The organism is Achromobacter sp. HZ01 (genome assembly GCF_003267925.1).
Taxonomy (GTDB): domain Bacteria; phylum Pseudomonadota; class Gammaproteobacteria; order Burkholderiales; family Burkholderiaceae_B; genus Achromobacter; species Achromobacter pulmonis_A.
In genome coordinates, this window is the sequence record NZ_LWKV01000001.1 from 219,184 (window position 1) to 234,047 (window position 14,864).

Sequence of the window (14,864 nt, forward strand, 5' to 3'; positions counted from 1 at the left end):
ACCATGAATGAAGTCATCGTCGCGTCCGCCATGCGCACCGCCATCGGCGATTTCGGAGGCGCGCTGAAAGACGTGCCGCCGTGCGACCTGGGCGCCACCGTCATCAAGGCCGCGCTCGAACGCGCCGGCGTCAAGGGCGACGAGGTCGGCCACGTCGCGGTCGGCCATGTCATCAACACCGAGCCGCGCGACATGTACCTGTCGCGCGTGGCCGCCATGAACGCCGGCATCTCCAAGGAAACCCCGGCCTTCAACGTCAACCGCCTGTGCGGTTCGGGCCTGCAGGCCATCGTGTCGGCGGCCCAGACCATCATGCTGGGCGACGCCGACATCGCCATCGGCGCCGGCGCCGAAAGCATGAGCCGCGCGCCCTACATCGCCCCGGCCCAGCGCTGGGGCGCGCGCATGGGCGACAGCGTCATGCTGGACATGATGACCGGCGCGCTGTCCGATCCCTTCGGCCGCATGCACATGGGCGTGACCGCCGAGAACGTGGCGGCGCGCTTCGACATCAGCCGCCAGGACCAGGACGCGGTGGCCGCCGAATCGCACCGCCGCGCCGCGGCCGCGATCGACGCCGGCTATTTCCGCGACCAGATCGTGCCGGTGGTGCTGAAGTCGCGCAAGGGCGAAGTCGTGTTCGACACCGACGAGCACGTGCGCCGCGACGTCTCCGCCGACAGCCTGGCCACGCTCAAGCCGGTGTTCAAGAAAGAAAACGGCACCGTCACGGCGGGCAACGCCTCGGGCCTGAACGACGGCGCGGGCGCCGTGGTGCTGATGAACGCCTCGGTCGCGGCCAAGCGTGGCATCAAGCCGCTGGCCCGCCTGGTGGCCTACGCCCACGCCGGCGTGGACCCGGAAATCATGGGCATCGGCCCGGTGCCGGCCACCCAGGCCGCGCTCAAGCGCGCCGGCCTGACCGTGGACCAGCTCGACGTGATCGAAGCCAACGAAGCCTTCGCGGCCCAGGCCTGCGCGGTGACGCGCGAGCTGAAGCTGGACCCGGCCAAGGTCAACCCCAACGGCAGCGGCATCGGCCTGGGCCACCCCATCGGCGCGACCGGCGCCATCATCACCGTCAAGGCGCTGCACGAACTGCAGCGCGTGGGCGGCCGTTATGCGCTGGTGACGATGTGCATCGGCGGCGGGCAGGGCATCGCCGCGATCTTCGAGCGCATCTGACCGCAGCCAGGTCTCAGGCGGGGGACGCGTAGTCGCGCGCCCACGCCTGGCATTCCGCCTGCAGCAGCGCGCCCATCTGCGCCCGCCGGGGCGCGTCCAGCCGGCTGCTGATCGCGCCGAAGCTGAAAGCCACCCACGTCAGTTCCGACACCTGGAACGCCACGCCCACGCCGGAGACGCCCGGCGTGATGGTGTCCACGATCTCCGAATGGCCCGCCTTGCGGGTCTGCCTGACCGCCTGCATCAGCGCCGCGCCGGTGACGCCGCTTTGCGCGTAGCCGGCGGCATGGCGCGCGTACAGCGCGGCGATTTCCTCGTCCGGCAGGGCGGCCATCAGCGCCAGCCCGCCGGCGCCCACGCCCAGCAGGCGCCGCTCCCCCTGGTCGGTGGTGAACACCTTCACCGGAAACGAGCCGGCCTCGCGCAGCAGGCACAGCGCGTAATCGCCCTGGCGTATCACCAGGAACACCGTATCGCCCGATAGCCGCGCCAGCCTTTGCGCGAACGGCCGCAGCGCGTCCAGCAGCGGCGCGCGCCGCAGCGCCGCGAAGCCGAGCTGCATGGAATCCACGCCCAGGCGGTAGCGCCGGGTGCCGGGATCGCGCTCGGCGAACTGTTCCTCAAGCAGGCTGCTCAGCAGGCGGTGCGCGGTCGAGCGCTCCAGCCCGGTGGCGGCCATCACGCCTTGCAGATCGATGCCTTCTTCCTGGTGCTGGGCCAGCACGCGCAGCAGGGCCAGCGCCCGCCGCATGCTTTGGGTCCCGCCGGTTGACGCCTGTTTGTTCATAATGTGGGAAAAAATTGATGAATATTTTGTATTTTAGGATTCCGGGTGCGTTAATTCAATCCAACGGACCGCGCCGCCCTCGATGGCGCGGCAAGACAAGGACGAGGAGACCATGGAATACGCCACCCTGGCCGTCGATCGGTACGACGCCGTATGCCGCATCAGCCTGGCGCGCGAGTCCGCGCGCAATGCCCAGAGCCAGCAGATGCTGGACGAACTCGACGACGCCCTGACCCGGGCCGAGCAGGACGACTCGGTGCGGGTCGTGGTCCTGGCGGGCCGCGGCGCGCATTTCTCGGCCGGGCACGACCTCAAGGAAGCCCAGGCCAAGCGCGCCGACTTCACGGTGGAAGAGCGCTGGGAATATGAATCGCGCCGCTACTACGGCTATTGCATGCGCATCTGGGACTTTCCCAAGCCCACCGTGGCGCAGGTGCAGGGCGCCTGCGTGGCCGGCGGATTCATGATCGCCAATATGTGCGACCTGGTGGTCTGCGCCGACAACGCCTATTTTTCCGACCCCGTCGGCCACACGCTGGCGGCCGCGGCCACCGAGGTGCTGATCCATCCCTGGGTGATGGGGCTGCGCAAGGCCAAGGAAATGCTCTACACGGGCGAGAAGGTCGACGCCCAGGAAGCGCTGCGGATCGGCATGGTCAACCGCGTGGTGCCCGAGGCCGAGCTGGAGGCCGCGACGCTGGCGCTGGCGCAGCGCATCGCCCAGGCGCCGCCTTTCGGCCTGCGCCTGATCAAGCGTTCGCTCAACCGCACCGCCGACGCCCAGGGTTTGCGCACGGCGCTGTCGGCGCACTTCGATACGCACCAGCTGTCGCACATGAGCGAAGAATTCCGCGCCGTGCGCGACCGTGGACTGGCCCAGGCCATCCAGCGCAACAAGGAGGGCAAGACGGCATGACCCTCAGCCTGGACCCCTTGCTCAATCCGCGCTCCATCGCGATGATCGGCGCCAGCGCCGATCCCGGGCGCATTGGCGGCATGCCGCTGGACCTGCTGACCCGCTTCGGCTACGAGGGCGGCATCTATCCGGTGAACCCGAAGTACCAGGAAGTGTTCGGCCGGCGCTGCTGGCCCGATATCGAATCCGTGCCCGAGGCCGTGGACCTGGCGGTGCTGGCGATCGCGGCCGCTGACGTGACGCCCATGCTGCGCCGCTGCCATGCCAAGGGCGTGCGGGCCGCCATCGTCTACGCCGCGGGCTTCGCCGAGGCTGGCGGGGAGGGCGCGCGCCTGCAGCAGGAGCTGGAAGCCTTCGTGGCCGAGAGCGGCATGGCCGTGGCCGGGCCGAACTGCATGGGCTTCGCCAATCTCAACACCCAGGCCTATACCGCGTTCGCTTCGGTCTTCAAGACGTCGCCCCGGCAAAGCGGGCCGGGCAACGTCAGCCTGCTGACGCAAAGCGGCAACGTGTGCGCCGCGGTCTACGCCATCGCACGCAGGCTGGACCTGCCGTTCTCGCATTTCATCAACACCGGCAACGAGGCCTGCCTGGATTTCTCGCAGTACCTCGAATACCTGGCCGCCGATCCGCAGACCGAAATCGTGCTGGGCTATATCGAACAGCTGCGCGACGGCGAACGCTTCGTCCGCGCCTGCCGCGAGCTGGAGCGCCAGGGCAAGCTGCTGATCGCGCTCAAGGCCGGCACCACGGACAAGGGCGCGCAGGCGGTGCAGTCGCACACCTCGGCGCTGGCCGGCGACCGGCGCGTGTACGGCGCGGCCTTCCGCCAGCTCAACGTGATCGAGGCCACCGACTTCGCGCAGATGGCGCACCTGGCCAGCCTGGCCACGCTGCGCCACCGCAGCGCGGGCAAGCGCGTCGCGGTGCTGACCATGTCGGGCGCGCTGGGCGCCATCCTGGCCGACAAGTTCATCGGCGCCGGGCTGGAACTGCCCGACCTGCCGGCCGATCTGCAGGCGGTGCTGCGCGGCGGCATCCCGGACTACGGCATGGTGGGCAACCCGGTGGACGTGACCGGCAACGTGGTCAACGATCCCGAATTCGTGCGCACCGCGCTGCAGGCGCTGGCCACCAGCGACGCGATCGACGCCGTGGTGGTGTATGCGCCCGGCTACATGCTGGACCGCATGGCCGACGCCCTGGCCGAGGTGTCGCGCCAGCATCCGCGGCTGTTCGTGGCCATCGACACCGGCCTGGCCCAGAACCGCGCCGCGCTGCGCGAGGCCGGGGTGGCGGTGTTCGAAGACCTGGGCCTGGCGGTCTCGGCGCTGGCGCCCTACCTGCTGTGGTGCGAGGCGCGCGGCGCCCGCCGCATCGCCGCCGCGCCGGCGGCCGTGCCCGCCGCGGTGCCGGCCCTGCCGTGCAACGAGGCCGACGCCCGCGCCTACGTGGCCGCCTTCGGCCTGCCGCAGGCCCGGGCGGGCGCCGCGCGCAGCGCCGACGAGGCCGTGGCGGACGCGCGCGCTGCCGGTTATCCGGTGGCCTTGAAGATCCTCAGCGCCGACATCGCGCACAAGACCGAGGTCGGCGGCGTGGCCCTGAACCTGGCCGACGACGCAGCCGTGCGCGCCGCCTACGACGCGGTCACGCAGGCCGCGGCGCGGGCCCAGCCCGATGCGCGCATCGACGGCGTGCTGGTGCAGAAGATGGAACGCGGCGTCGCCGAGATCATCGTGGGCGCGACCCGCGATCCGGTGTTCGGCCCGGTGCTGACGGTGGGCCTGGGCGGCGTGCTGACCGAGCTGTACCAGGACACCAGCCATCGCCTGCTGCCGGTGGACGAGGACATCGCCCTGCAGATGCTGCGCGAACTGAAGGCGTTCGCGCTGCTGGACGGCTACCGCGGCAAGCCGCGCGCCGACCTGGCGGCCGCCTGCCGCAGCATCGTGGCCGTGGGCAACGCCCTGCTGGCCGCGCCGGCGGCCGTGTCGGAAATCGAAGTCAATCCCTTGCTGATCAAAGAGGCGGAACAAGGCGTCGCGGTGCTGGACGCCCTGATTCTGCCCGTAACCCCGTAGCGCGCAGGCGCTCACCGTAATCCCAGGAGGAGACATGATGAAGCAAAGCATGATGAAGAAACTGCTGGCCGGCGTGGCGCTGGCCTGCCTGGGCGCCGCCGGTCCGGCGTTGGCCCAGGACGACTATCCCAATCGCCCCGTGCGCATCGTGGTGCCGTTCTCACCGGGCGGCGCGGCCGACATCATGAGCCGCGTGCTGGCCGAGAAGCTCGGCGCCAGGCTGGGCCAGCCGGTCATCGTCGAGAACAAGCCCGGCGGCGGCACCATGATCGCGTCCGACTACGTGGCGCGCGCCGCGCCCGACGGCTACACCCTGCTGATGGCGGCGTCCTCGCTGGGCATCGCGCCCAGCATCTACGCCAAGGTCAACTACGATCCCATCAAGGACTTCACTCCCGTCACCCAGGTGGCCTCGGTGGTGCACGTGCTGGAAGTGCATCCCTCCGTGCCGGCCAAGAACGTGGGCGAGCTCATCGCCTACCTGAAGGCCAACCCGGGCAAGGTGAGCTACGGCTCGGTGGGAACTGGCAGCTCCACCCACCTGGAGGCCGAACTGTTCAACAGCATGGCCGGCGTGCAGATGACGCACATCCCGTACAAGGGTAGCTCGCCGGCCCTGAACGACCTGGTGGCCGGCCGCCTGCAGGTCATGTTCGATGCCTGGGCCTCGTCCGGTCCTTTCGTCAAGGACGGCAAGCTGCGCGCGCTGGCGGTGACCACCGCCAAGCCCTCGGCTTCGGTGCCGGACCTGCCGACCGTGGCGGCCTCGGGCCTGCCCGGCTACTCCGCCATGCCGTGGCTGGGCCTGGTGGCGCCGGCCGGCACGCCGCAGCCGGTGGTCGACAAGCTCTACCAGAACCTGGCCCAGATCCTGCAGCAGCCCGAGGTCAAGACGCAGTTCGTGGGGCTGGGGCTGGACATCATCGGCAGCGATCCCAAGACCTTCGCCGCCTTCATCCGCCAGGACGTGACGACCTGGGCCAAGGTCGCGCGCGATTCGAACATCCGCCTGGAGTAAAGGCATGACCCAGTTGGAAACCGCCGCGGCGGACGACGAGACTTTCCGCCGCGAGCTGCGCGCGTGGCTGCAATCGGCCTATGCGGACTTCGTCCGCGGCTGGCCGGGCGCGGCCGATCCGCGCGATCTGGACTTCCGGCGCGCCTGGGAGGACACGCTGTGCGCGCACGGCTGGTCCGGGCTGGGCTGGCCCAGAGAGTACGGCGGGCAGGCGCTGCCGCTGTCGCGCCAGGCGGTCTTTCACGAAGAGCATGCGCGCTGCGGCGCGCCGCTGGGCGTGAACCTGATCGGCCACGGCATACTCGCGCCCACGCTGCTGCATTTCGGCAGCGAGGAGCAGAAGCGCCGCTTCCTGCCCGGCATCCTGTCCAACCGCGAAGTGTGGTGCCAGGGCTATTCGGAGCCGGGCGCCGGCTCCGACCTGGCCTCGGTGCGCACCCGCGCCGAGCCGGCGCCGGGCGGCTACGTGCTCAACGGCCACAAGATCTGGACTTCGTTCGCGGATCGCGCGCAGCGCTGCTTCGTGCTGGCGCGCACCGATCCGCAGTCGGCGCGCCACAAGGGCCTGAGCTTTCTGCTGGTGGATATGCGCAGCCCGGGCGTGCGCGTCGAGCCCATCCGCCAGCTCACCGGCGAGGCCGAGTTCTGCGAAGTCTTCTTCGAGAACGTCCACGTGCCGCGCGAAGACCTGCTGGGCGAGGAAAACCAGGGCTGGAAGATCGCCATGGCCGCGGCCAGCTTCGAGCGCGGCACCTACTTCATCCCGCGCCTGGTGCGCTTCGCGCAGGAGCTGCAGCAGATACGCGAACTGGCGCAGCGCGCCGACGCCTACGGCCGGGTGCCGGCGGCCTCGGCCGCCGTGCGCCAGCGCTGGGCGCGGCTGGCCGCCGACAGCCACGTGCTGGCGCTGAAGTCGCAGCGCGCGCTGGCCGGCGCCATGCGCGGCGATCCGCCGGGACCGGAAGGCTCGTCCACCAAGATCCACTGGAGCGAGGCGCACCAGCGCCTGCTCGAACTGTCGCTGCAACTGCTGGGCGAAGCGGCCTGCGTGGCGGCAGGCCCGGCCGATCCGCGCGCGGCGGGGCTGGTGCACGCCTACCTGTGGTCGCGCGCCGAAACCATTTTGGCTGGCACTTCGGAGATCCAGCGCAACATCATCGCCGAGCAGATGCTCGGCCTGCCCAAGGCTTGAATTCCATGGACCTGCATCCGACCGAAGACCAGCGCATGCTGCAAGACGCGGCCCGGCGCTACCTGGCCGAACGCCATCCCCTGTCCACGGCCCGGGCCGCCTGCGAGCAGCCCGCGCGCACGCGCCTGGAACAATGGCGCGGCATCGCCGAACAGGGCTGGCCGGCGCTGCTGGCGCCCGCCGCGCACGAGGGGCTGGGCCTGGGCATGCGCGAAGCCTGGATCGTGGCCGAAGCCGCCGGCCGCCATCTGCTGGGCCTGCCGCTGGCGGCCAACATGACGCTGCTGCCCACGCTGTGCGAGGCCGGCGCGGGCGGCCCGGCGCCGCAATGGGCCGCCGCCATGATGGCGGGCGAAACCTATTACGCCGACGCCGCGCTGCGTCCCGACGGCTCGGCCTATGTCGAAGGCGCGGGCGAGGGCGTGCGCGCGCTGGCCCTGCGCCGCACCGGCGAGGCCTCGCTGCGCGCCGAACTGCTGGCGCCGCTGGCGGGCGAGGCCGGGCTGGACCCGACCATGCCGGTGGCGCAGGCCGCGCGCGTGCAAGTGCTGGAGAGCGTCGAACTCGAATCGGCCCCCGGCGTCTGGGAACGCCTGCGCACGCGCCTGCGGCTCTTGCGCTCGGCCGAACTGCTGGGCGCGGCCTCGGCCGCGCTCGACATGGCGGCGGCTTACGCGCGCGAACGCCGCCAGTTCGACCGCGCCATCGGCGCCAACCAGGCCATCAAGCATCGGCTGGCCGAAGACTGGATGGCCCTGGACGACGCCAGGTTGGCCGGCTGGGCGGCCGCGGCCGCGCTGGACGAGGCCGCGGCTTCGGCGCCGCGCGACGCCCTGTTCGTGCCGCTGCTGGCGGTCGAGGCCGGCAGGCGGGCCGTGCAGAACGCGATCCAGACCCACGGCGCGATGGGCGTGACCTGGGAATGCGACGCGCATCTGTATCTGAAGCGCGTGCTGCGGCTGGCGGCCAGCCTGGAGGCAGAGGTGTCTTGCGCGGATCTGTTGGAGCGGATCTGGGAGGCCGCCTGATGGGTTTCGCGCGCTCGGCAGTTGCGTTCTCTCGCGCTGCACCCATCCTATGTTCGGGCCCTGATGCGTAGGATGGGTGCAGCGCGAGATTCCTTGCAAAAAAACTCAGATATCGAGCGCGCGAAACCCATCAGGCGACGCCAGCCGCCGCCTTTCGTGGCAAGAGACAAACGCCGGCATCCGCCTACAATCGCGCCATGAAAAAATCCGCCTTCCCGTCCGAACTCGACCAGCCGACCCTTTCCGAAGTGGACGGCATCCGCTACCTCCACTTCAACACCGAATGGGTGCAGGGCGCCATGCGCATCAAGAGCCCCGCCGAGCTGGTGCTGGAGTACACCGCCCAGATGATGGCCTGGCTGCTGTTCCTGGAGCCGCCCAAGGACGAGCCCATCGGCATGCTGGGCCTGGGCGCCGGATCGCTGGCGCGGTTCTGCGTCAAGCACACCCGCAGCCCGCTGCTGGCGGTGGAATGGAATCCGCGCGTGACCGCCGCCTGTCACATGTTCTTCCGCCTGCCCGGCGCCAACCGGCTCGAGGTCGAGCACGCCGACGCCGGCGTCTGGGTGGCCGACCCGCTCAACGCCGGGCGCTGTCCGGTGCTGATGGTGGACCTCTACGACGCCGCGGCCGAGGGCCCGGTGCGCGACAGCGTGAAGTTCTACCGCGACTGCCGCCGCGTGCTGGGCGAGGTCGGGGTGCTGGCGGTGAACCTGTTCGGGCGCCACGAGAGCTTCGGGCGCAACATCGACAACCTGTCCAAGGCCTTCGACGACCGCGTGCTGCTGCTGCCCGAAATCGACGCGGGCAACCAGATCGTGCTGGCCTTCTCCGGCCCGGCCCTGGCCATCACGCCGGCGCAGCTGCTGGCCCGCGCCGAAGCGGTGGAGGCGCGCTACGGCCTGCCGGCGCGGCGCTGGGCGCGCTCGCTGACCCGCCACGCGGTGGACGGCGTGCTGCACTTCTAGGCCGTGCCGCTGATTGGCCGGGCTTCGTCCGAGGACTAGAATTTTCCATCGACGATCGCCACCAGGGGGTTACCCATGAACGCCATTCAACTGAAGCTGCCGGCCGGCCTGGACAATCTGACGCAGGTCCGGCTCGACGCGCCGCGCGCGCCGGCCGCCGGCGAGATCCTGGTGCGGATCCGTGCCAGTTCGCTGAATTTCCACGACTACGCGGTGGCGACCGGATTGATGCCCACCGAGGACGGACGCATTCCGCTGTCGGACGGCGCCGGCGTCGTCGAGGCGGTTGGCAAGGGCGTCACGGAATTCGCGGTCGGCGATCACGTGGTGTCCTGCTTCTTTCCGCTATGGGAAAGCGGCGCGCCCGCCATCGCGGATTTCTCCACCACGCCGGGCGACGGCGTGGACGGCTATGCGCGTGAAAAGGTCACGCTTCCCGCCACCTGGTTCACGCGGGCGCCCAAGGGATACAGCCATGCGCAGGCGGCCACCCTGACCACCGCGGGGCTGACCGCCTGGCGCGCCCTGGTGGTCGACGGCGGCTTGAAGGCCGGCGACAGCGTCCTGGTCATGGGCACGGGCGGCGTGTCGATATTCGCCTTGCAGATGGCCAAGGCAATGGGGGCCAGCGTCATCGCCACCTCGTCCTCGGCCGCCAAGCTTGAGCGCCTGCGCGCGCTGGGCGCCGATCATGTCCTCAACTACAAGGAAGTCCCCGAGTGGGGACAGGCGGTGCTCGACCTTACCGGCGGCAGGGGCGTGGACCACGTCGTCGAGGTCGGCGGCCCGGGCACCTTGCCGCAGTCGATCGCCGCGTGCCGCATAGGCGGGCACATCGCCTTGATCGGCGTGCTGACCGGCATGGCCGGGCCGATTCCCACGGCGCTGATAATGGCCAGGCAATTGCGGCTGCAGGGCTTGATCGTCGGCAGCCGGCAGGATCAGAAAGACATGGTCCGCGCCCTCGAAAGCACCGGCCTGAAGCCGCAGATCGACAGCACGTTCGAGCTGGCCGAGCTGGCCGCCGCCTTCAGGCACGAAGCGTCCGGCGGGCACTTCGGGAAAATCGTCATCGCCGTCTGAGCCGCGGCCGGACGGCAAGCTAGGGTAGGTCCCAGGGCGGCGGGGGCTTTACGGCCTGCGCGAACGGGGCCTATCATGGGCTTATTCATAATTATGAATTACAGGCAAGCCGCGCCCATGACCCAGCCCATTGTCCGCCAAGCGCTGTACCTGGAAGTCGCCGACCGGCTGCGCGGCATGATCCATGCGCGCTCGCTGCGCAACGGCGAATGGATAGACGAGCTGCGTCTGGCGGGCGAGCTGGGCATCTCGCGCACGCCCTTGCGCGAAGCCCTCAAGGTGCTGGCCACCGAAGGCCTGGTGCGGCTGGAGCCGCGCCGCGGCTGCTTCGTCAACGAGCTGTCGGCGCAGGACCTGGAAGACATTTTCCCGCTGATGGCCATGCTGGAAGGGCGTTGCGCGTTCGAGGCCGCGCGCAAGGCCAGCGACGAACAGCTGGCGGCGCTGGAGCCGCTGCACGCGGCGCTGGCCGGCCATGCGCGGGCCGGGCGCATCGACGCCTACTACAAGACCAACTATCTGATCCACGAGGCGGTGCAGGCGCTGGCCGGCAACCAGTGGCTGTCGGACATGGTCGGCAACCTGCGCAAGGTGCTGAGCCTGTCGCGCCACCGCAGCCTGTCGCAGCCGGGCCGGATCGAGCAGTCCTGCGCCGAGCACCTGGCCATTTTCGAAGCGCTCAAGGCGCGCGACGGCGAGGCCGCGCAGGCGCTCGCGCATACCCACCTGATGCGGCAGCTGGAAGCGCTGCGCGCATTGAGCCTTGCGGAGGCCGGCGAGCCGGCGCCGCCGGAACCCATCGTCATCGAGGAGCCCGCCCATGTCCGCACCCGCCAATCTCGCACCCGCGCGCGGCGCGCGCACGCCTGAGCCCGAGACCGACGGCGCCGAGGAAGCCGCGGGCCTGATCACCCGGCTCGGCCGGCTCTGGGAGCGCGGCCGCCTGCCCAGCGAATCCGAAGTCCGCCGCCTGTTCGAGGCGCGCCTGACCGACGTGGCCGCCAACAAGCTGGCGCGCCGCTGGTGTGAGCAGTACGCCGCGGCCCAGTCCAAGGACCGGCGGCTGATGCTGGCCGCGCTGGCCCAGGTCCGCGGCAGTTTCGCGGAATCCGCCGGCGAGGGCGCGCGCCTGTTCAAGCGCTTCAACGCCCAGCCGCAGGGGCTGCGGTTCCTGGTGGAATTGCGCGCCGACATGCTGCGCTGGCGCAAGCAGGTCGCCGGCCTGCAGGCGCTGGACAAGGACCTGGAAGGGCTGCTGTCCGCCTGGTTCGACGTGGGCCTGCTGGAACTGCGTCCGCTGACCTGGGATTCGCCGGCCTCGCTGCTGGAAAAGCTGATCCTCTACGAGGCCGTGCACGAGATCACGTCCTGGGACGACCTGCGCCGCCGCGTGTCGCCGGACCGCCGCTGCTACGCCTATTTCCATCCGCAGATGCCGGACGTGCCGCTCATCTTCGTGGAAGTGGCCTTCGCCAGCCACATGGCCGACGACGTGCAGGTGCTGCTCGACAGCACGCTGCCGCCGCAGGACCTGGACAAGGCGCGCTGGGCCATCTTCTATTCCATCTCGAATACGCAGCCCGGCCTGAAGGGCATCAGCTTCGGCAACTTCCTGCTCAAGCGCGTGGTGGAGCAATTGCTGGACGAACTGCCCAAGCTCAAGTCCTTCGCCACGCTGTCGCCCATTCCGGGCTTCGCGGACTGGCTGGGCAAGCTGGAGGCCGATGCGGTCGAGGCCATCGTGCGCGAGGACAAGGCGCGCGCGCAAGCCCGCAAGCGCGAGGCCGCGCCCGACGGACAGCGCTGGGTCGCGCGCCTGGCGCGGGCCGCCCAGGGCAAGGCGCCGGACGTGGTCAAGCGGGCCGGACTGCGGCTGGCGGCCAGCTATCTGCAATCCATGAAGAACGGCCAGCCGCTGGACCCGGTGGCGCGTTTCCACCTGGGCAACGGCGCGCGCATCGAAAGGCTGAACTGGGCGGCGGACACCTCGCCCAAGGGGCTCAAGCAGTCCTGCGCCATGATGGTCAACTACCTGTACGACCTGGACGAACTGGACGACAACCTGGCCCGCCTGGGCGAGGGCAAGCCCCAGGTCAGCCGGGGCGTGGGGCGCGTGGCGAAACTACAAGATTGATCCGGTCCCGCGGCAGCCGCGGGACCATAGAGGAGGGGACATGACGGAAAACGCGGCTGGCCGCGTGCTGCTGGCGTGCGAGGGCCATCTGGCCTGGGTCACGCTGTCGCACCCGGGGCGCCTGAACGCCATCACGGTGGGCATGTGGCAGGAACTGCGCGAGGTCTTCGAAGACATCGCGGCCGACGACGGCGTGCGCTGCGTGATCGTGCGCGGCGCCGGCGGCAATTTCGCCGCCGGCGCCGACATACGCGAATTCCCGCAGCAGCGCGGCGACATGGCCGCGGTGCAGCGCTACCACCGCGAACTGCTGGCGCCGGCGCTGCGCGCGGTGGCGCTGTGCCCGCAGCCGGTGGTGGCGCAGATCGAGGGCGTGTGCGTGGGCGGCGGCCTGGAAATCGCCAGCCAGTGCGACCTGCGCATCGCCGGCAGTTCGGCGCGCCTGGGCGTGCCGATCAACCGGCTGGGCTTTCCCATGGCGCCCGACGAAATGAGCGGCCTGCTGGCGCTGGCCGGGCGGGCCGCGACCCTGGCCATCCTGCTGGAGGGCCGTGTATTCGGCGCCGAAGAAGCGCGCGAGCTGGGCCTGCTGACCCGCATCGTGGCCGATTCCGAGGTGGCCGACGCCGCCCGCCAGAGCGCCGAGCGCATCGCCCGCGGCGCGCCCCTGGCCGCCCGCATCAACAAACGCCTGTCTCGCAGGCTCGCCGCCGGCGGCGCGCTCAGCGAGGACGAATACCAGGATTACTTTTCCTACGCCGACAGCCGCGACCACAAAGAAGGCGTGCGCGCGTTCCTGGCCGGCACAGATCCCAACTTCTCCGGAGACTAGACAAGGTGAGCAACGCTAATCTATATGCCGTGCTGGAAGGCGGCTTTCCCGCGGACCGCAGCAAAGTCGCGCTGGAAACCCCCGAGCTGAAATACACCTGGGACGACATCGACCGCGCCACCGCGTGCCTGGCCAATCTGCTGGCCTCGCTGGACCTGCCCGACGGATCGCGCGTGGCGGTGCAGGTGGAGAAGTCGCCGGAAGCCTTGCTGCTGTACCTCGCCACGCTGCGCGCCGGCCTGGTGTACCTGCCGCTGAATACCGCCTACCGCGAATCGGAAATCGAATACTTCCTGGGCAACGCCGAGCCGGCCGTGGTGGTCTGCGCCAGCAAGAACCTGGAATGGGTGCGCCGCGCCGCCGACAAGGCCGGCTGCGCGCACGTCTACACGCTGGACGAGGACCGCACCGGCACCTTGCTGGAGGCCGCGGGCGGCCTGTCGCAGCGCTTCGAGACCGTGGCGCGCGAGCCCGGCGACCTGGCCGCCATCCTGTACACGTCCGGCACCACCGGGCGCAGCAAGGGCGCGATGCTGTCGCACGGCAACCTGGCCGCCAACGCCCGCGTGCTGCACGACTACTGGGGCTGGCGTAGCGACGACGTGCTGCTGCACATGCTGCCCATCTTCCACGTGCACGGCCTGTTCGTCGCCTCGCACGGCGCGCTGCTGGCCGGCGCGAAGATGATCTGGCTGCCCAAGCTGGACGCCGACCAGGCGCTGCGCTACCTGCCGCAGAGCACGGTAATGATGGGCGTGCCCACCTACTATGTGCGGCTGCTGGCCGACCCGCGCTTCGACCGCAAGGTCTGCGCGCGCATGCGCTTGTTCATCTCGGGCTCGGCGCCGCTACTGGCCGAGACTTTCTCGGAGTTCCAGAAACGCAGCGGCCACGCCATCCTGGAGCGCTACGGCATGAGCGAAACCGTCATGCTGACCTCCAACCCCTACGATCCCGCGCTGGGCGAGCGCCTGGCCGGCACCGTCGGCCGCGCGCTGCCGGGCGTGCAGGTCCGGGTGGTGGACGACGCGGGCGTCGCGCTGGCGCCGGGCGAGATCGGCAACGTGCAGGTGCGCGGCCCCAACGTGTTCTCGGGCTACTGGCGCATGCCGGAAAAGACCCGCGAGGAATTCACCGAGGACGGCTGGTTCAAGACGGGCGACGTGGGCCGCTGGGGCGGCGAATCCGCCGGCCGCGACGTGCCCGCCGATTACCTGTCCATCGTGGGCCGCAGCAAGGACCTGATCATCTCGGGGGGCTACAACGTCTACCCCAAGGAAATCGAGACCCTGATCGACGACATGCCCGGCGTGGCCGAGTCCGCCGTCATCGGGGTGCCGCATGCCGATTTCGGCGAAGCCGTGGTCGCCGTGGTGGTGCCCAGGAACGGCGCGGCGCTGGACGCGGACGCCATGCAGGCCGAGCTGAAGGCGCGCATCGCCAATTTCAAGGTGCCCAAGCGCGTGCACATCGTCGACCAGCTGCCGCGCAACACCATGGGCAAGGTCCAGAAGAACGTGCTGCGCGAAACGTACGGCACGTTGTGAGGCCGTCCGCCCGTCCCGAATCCTTTTCCCAGGAGCCCATGCCCAGATAAAGCCCCAAAGACCGAGCAGCATCATTCCATAAAAAAACCGGAA

At 70.0% G+C, this 14,864-nt stretch carries 13 protein-coding genes; 12 read left to right on the top strand and 1 reads right to left on the bottom strand.

Going from position 1 to position 14,864, the window contains the following annotated elements:
* The first annotated feature begins 3 nt into the window (after window positions 1-3).
* Window positions 4-1,185 (top strand): beta-ketothiolase BktB, encoded by a 1,182-nt coding sequence (gene bktB, locus A6B37_RS01015; protein WP_102772408.1) that lies wholly within the window; start codon window positions 4-6, stop codon window positions 1,183-1,185.
* A gap of 13 nt (window positions 1,186-1,198) precedes the next feature.
* Here bktB and A6B37_RS01020 read toward each other — a convergent pair whose 3' ends face one another.
* Window positions 1,199-1,936: an IclR family transcriptional regulator gene (locus A6B37_RS01020; RefSeq protein ID WP_246842343.1), complete on the bottom strand. Its 738-nt coding sequence runs from the start codon at window positions 1,934-1,936 to the stop codon at window positions 1,199-1,201.
* A gap of 148 nt (window positions 1,937-2,084) precedes the next feature.
* Between A6B37_RS01020 and A6B37_RS01025 the strand changes: the two genes are divergently transcribed.
* From A6B37_RS01025 to A6B37_RS01075, 11 genes are all read left to right on the top strand, one after another.
* Window positions 2,085-2,888: an enoyl-CoA hydratase gene (locus A6B37_RS01025; RefSeq protein WP_102772843.1), complete on the top strand. Its 804-nt coding sequence runs from the start codon at window positions 2,085-2,087 to the stop codon at window positions 2,886-2,888.
* Entirely contained in the window at window positions 2,885-4,969 is a 2,085-nt protein-coding gene (locus A6B37_RS01030; RefSeq protein WP_111824658.1) for an acetate--CoA ligase family protein, read from the top strand. The genes A6B37_RS01025 and A6B37_RS01030 overlap by 4 nt, the downstream gene beginning before the upstream one ends.
* Window positions 4,970-5,018: 49 nt before the next feature.
* A complete protein-coding gene (locus tag A6B37_RS01035) occupies window positions 5,019-5,987 on the top strand; it encodes a tripartite tricarboxylate transporter substrate binding protein (RefSeq protein WP_111825518.1) in 969 nt (322 codons plus the stop codon).
* Between the two features lie 4 nt (window positions 5,988-5,991).
* Window positions 5,992-7,179 carry an acyl-CoA dehydrogenase family protein gene (locus A6B37_RS01040; protein ID WP_102772405.1) on the top strand — a complete coding sequence of 396 codons (1,188 nt, stop codon included), beginning with the start codon at window positions 5,992-5,994 and terminating at the stop codon, window positions 7,177-7,179.
* A 5-nt stretch (window positions 7,180-7,184) separates the two neighbouring features.
* Window positions 7,185-8,207 carry an acyl-CoA dehydrogenase family protein gene (locus A6B37_RS01045; RefSeq protein ID WP_111824659.1) on the top strand — a complete coding sequence of 341 codons (1,023 nt, stop codon included), beginning with the start codon at window positions 7,185-7,187 and terminating at the stop codon, window positions 8,205-8,207.
* 197 nt (window positions 8,208-8,404) lie between these two features.
* Window positions 8,405-9,175, top strand: a complete 771-nt coding sequence (locus A6B37_RS01050; RefSeq protein WP_102772403.1) for a spermidine synthase — start codon at window positions 8,405-8,407, stop codon at window positions 9,173-9,175.
* Between the two features lie 75 nt (window positions 9,176-9,250).
* On the top strand, window positions 9,251-10,258 hold the full coding sequence (locus tag A6B37_RS01055) for an NAD(P)-dependent alcohol dehydrogenase (RefSeq protein ID WP_102772402.1): 1,008 nt from the start codon (window positions 9,251-9,253) through the stop codon (window positions 10,256-10,258).
* Between the two features lie 117 nt (window positions 10,259-10,375).
* Window positions 10,376-11,128 carry a GntR family transcriptional regulator gene (locus A6B37_RS01060; protein WP_102772401.1) on the top strand — a complete coding sequence of 251 codons (753 nt, stop codon included), beginning with the start codon at window positions 10,376-10,378 and terminating at the stop codon, window positions 11,126-11,128.
* Entirely contained in the window at window positions 11,079-12,392 is a 1,314-nt protein-coding gene (locus A6B37_RS01065) for a malonyl-CoA decarboxylase family protein (RefSeq protein ID WP_168202096.1), read from the top strand. Before A6B37_RS01060 ends, A6B37_RS01065 begins: the two co-directional genes overlap by 50 nt.
* A 40-nt stretch (window positions 12,393-12,432) precedes the next feature.
* Window positions 12,433-13,224 carry an enoyl-CoA hydratase/isomerase family protein gene (locus tag A6B37_RS01070; RefSeq protein ID WP_102772400.1) on the top strand — a complete coding sequence of 264 codons (792 nt, stop codon included), beginning with the start codon at window positions 12,433-12,435 and terminating at the stop codon, window positions 13,222-13,224.
* 5 nt (window positions 13,225-13,229) lie between these two features.
* Window positions 13,230-14,771, top strand: coding sequence for a malonyl-CoA synthase (locus A6B37_RS01075; RefSeq protein WP_111824660.1), 1,542 nt, complete (start codon window positions 13,230-13,232; stop codon window positions 14,769-14,771).
* Window positions 14,772-14,864 lie beyond the last annotated feature (93 nt).

Excerpts from the sequence above, each read along its gene's own strand:
- bktB (WP_102772408.1), top strand. The coding sequence starts at position 4 with ATGAATGAAGTCATCGTCGCGTCCGCCATGCGCACCGCCATCGGCGAT.
- A6B37_RS01020 (WP_246842343.1), bottom strand. The coding sequence starts at position 1,936 with ATGCGGCGGGCGCTGGCCCTGCTGCGCGTGCTGGCCCAGCACCAGGAA.
- A6B37_RS01025 (WP_102772843.1), top strand. The coding sequence starts at position 2,085 with ATGGAATACGCCACCCTGGCCGTCGATCGGTACGACGCCGTATGCCGC.
- A6B37_RS01030 (WP_111824658.1), top strand. The coding sequence starts at position 2,885 with ATGACCCTCAGCCTGGACCCCTTGCTCAATCCGCGCTCCATCGCGATG.
- A6B37_RS01035 (WP_111825518.1), top strand. The coding sequence starts at position 5,019 with ATGATGAAGAAACTGCTGGCCGGCGTGGCGCTGGCCTGCCTGGGCGCC.
- A6B37_RS01040 (WP_102772405.1), top strand. The coding sequence starts at position 5,992 with ATGACCCAGTTGGAAACCGCCGCGGCGGACGACGAGACTTTCCGCCGC.
- A6B37_RS01045 (WP_111824659.1), top strand. The coding sequence starts at position 7,185 with ATGGACCTGCATCCGACCGAAGACCAGCGCATGCTGCAAGACGCGGCC.
- A6B37_RS01050 (WP_102772403.1), top strand. The coding sequence starts at position 8,405 with ATGAAAAAATCCGCCTTCCCGTCCGAACTCGACCAGCCGACCCTTTCC.
- A6B37_RS01055 (WP_102772402.1), top strand. The coding sequence starts at position 9,251 with ATGAACGCCATTCAACTGAAGCTGCCGGCCGGCCTGGACAATCTGACG.
- A6B37_RS01060 (WP_102772401.1), top strand. The coding sequence starts at position 10,376 with ATGACCCAGCCCATTGTCCGCCAAGCGCTGTACCTGGAAGTCGCCGAC.
- A6B37_RS01065 (WP_168202096.1), top strand. The coding sequence starts at position 11,079 with ATGTCCGCACCCGCCAATCTCGCACCCGCGCGCGGCGCGCGCACGCCT.
- A6B37_RS01070 (WP_102772400.1), top strand. The coding sequence starts at position 12,433 with ATGACGGAAAACGCGGCTGGCCGCGTGCTGCTGGCGTGCGAGGGCCAT.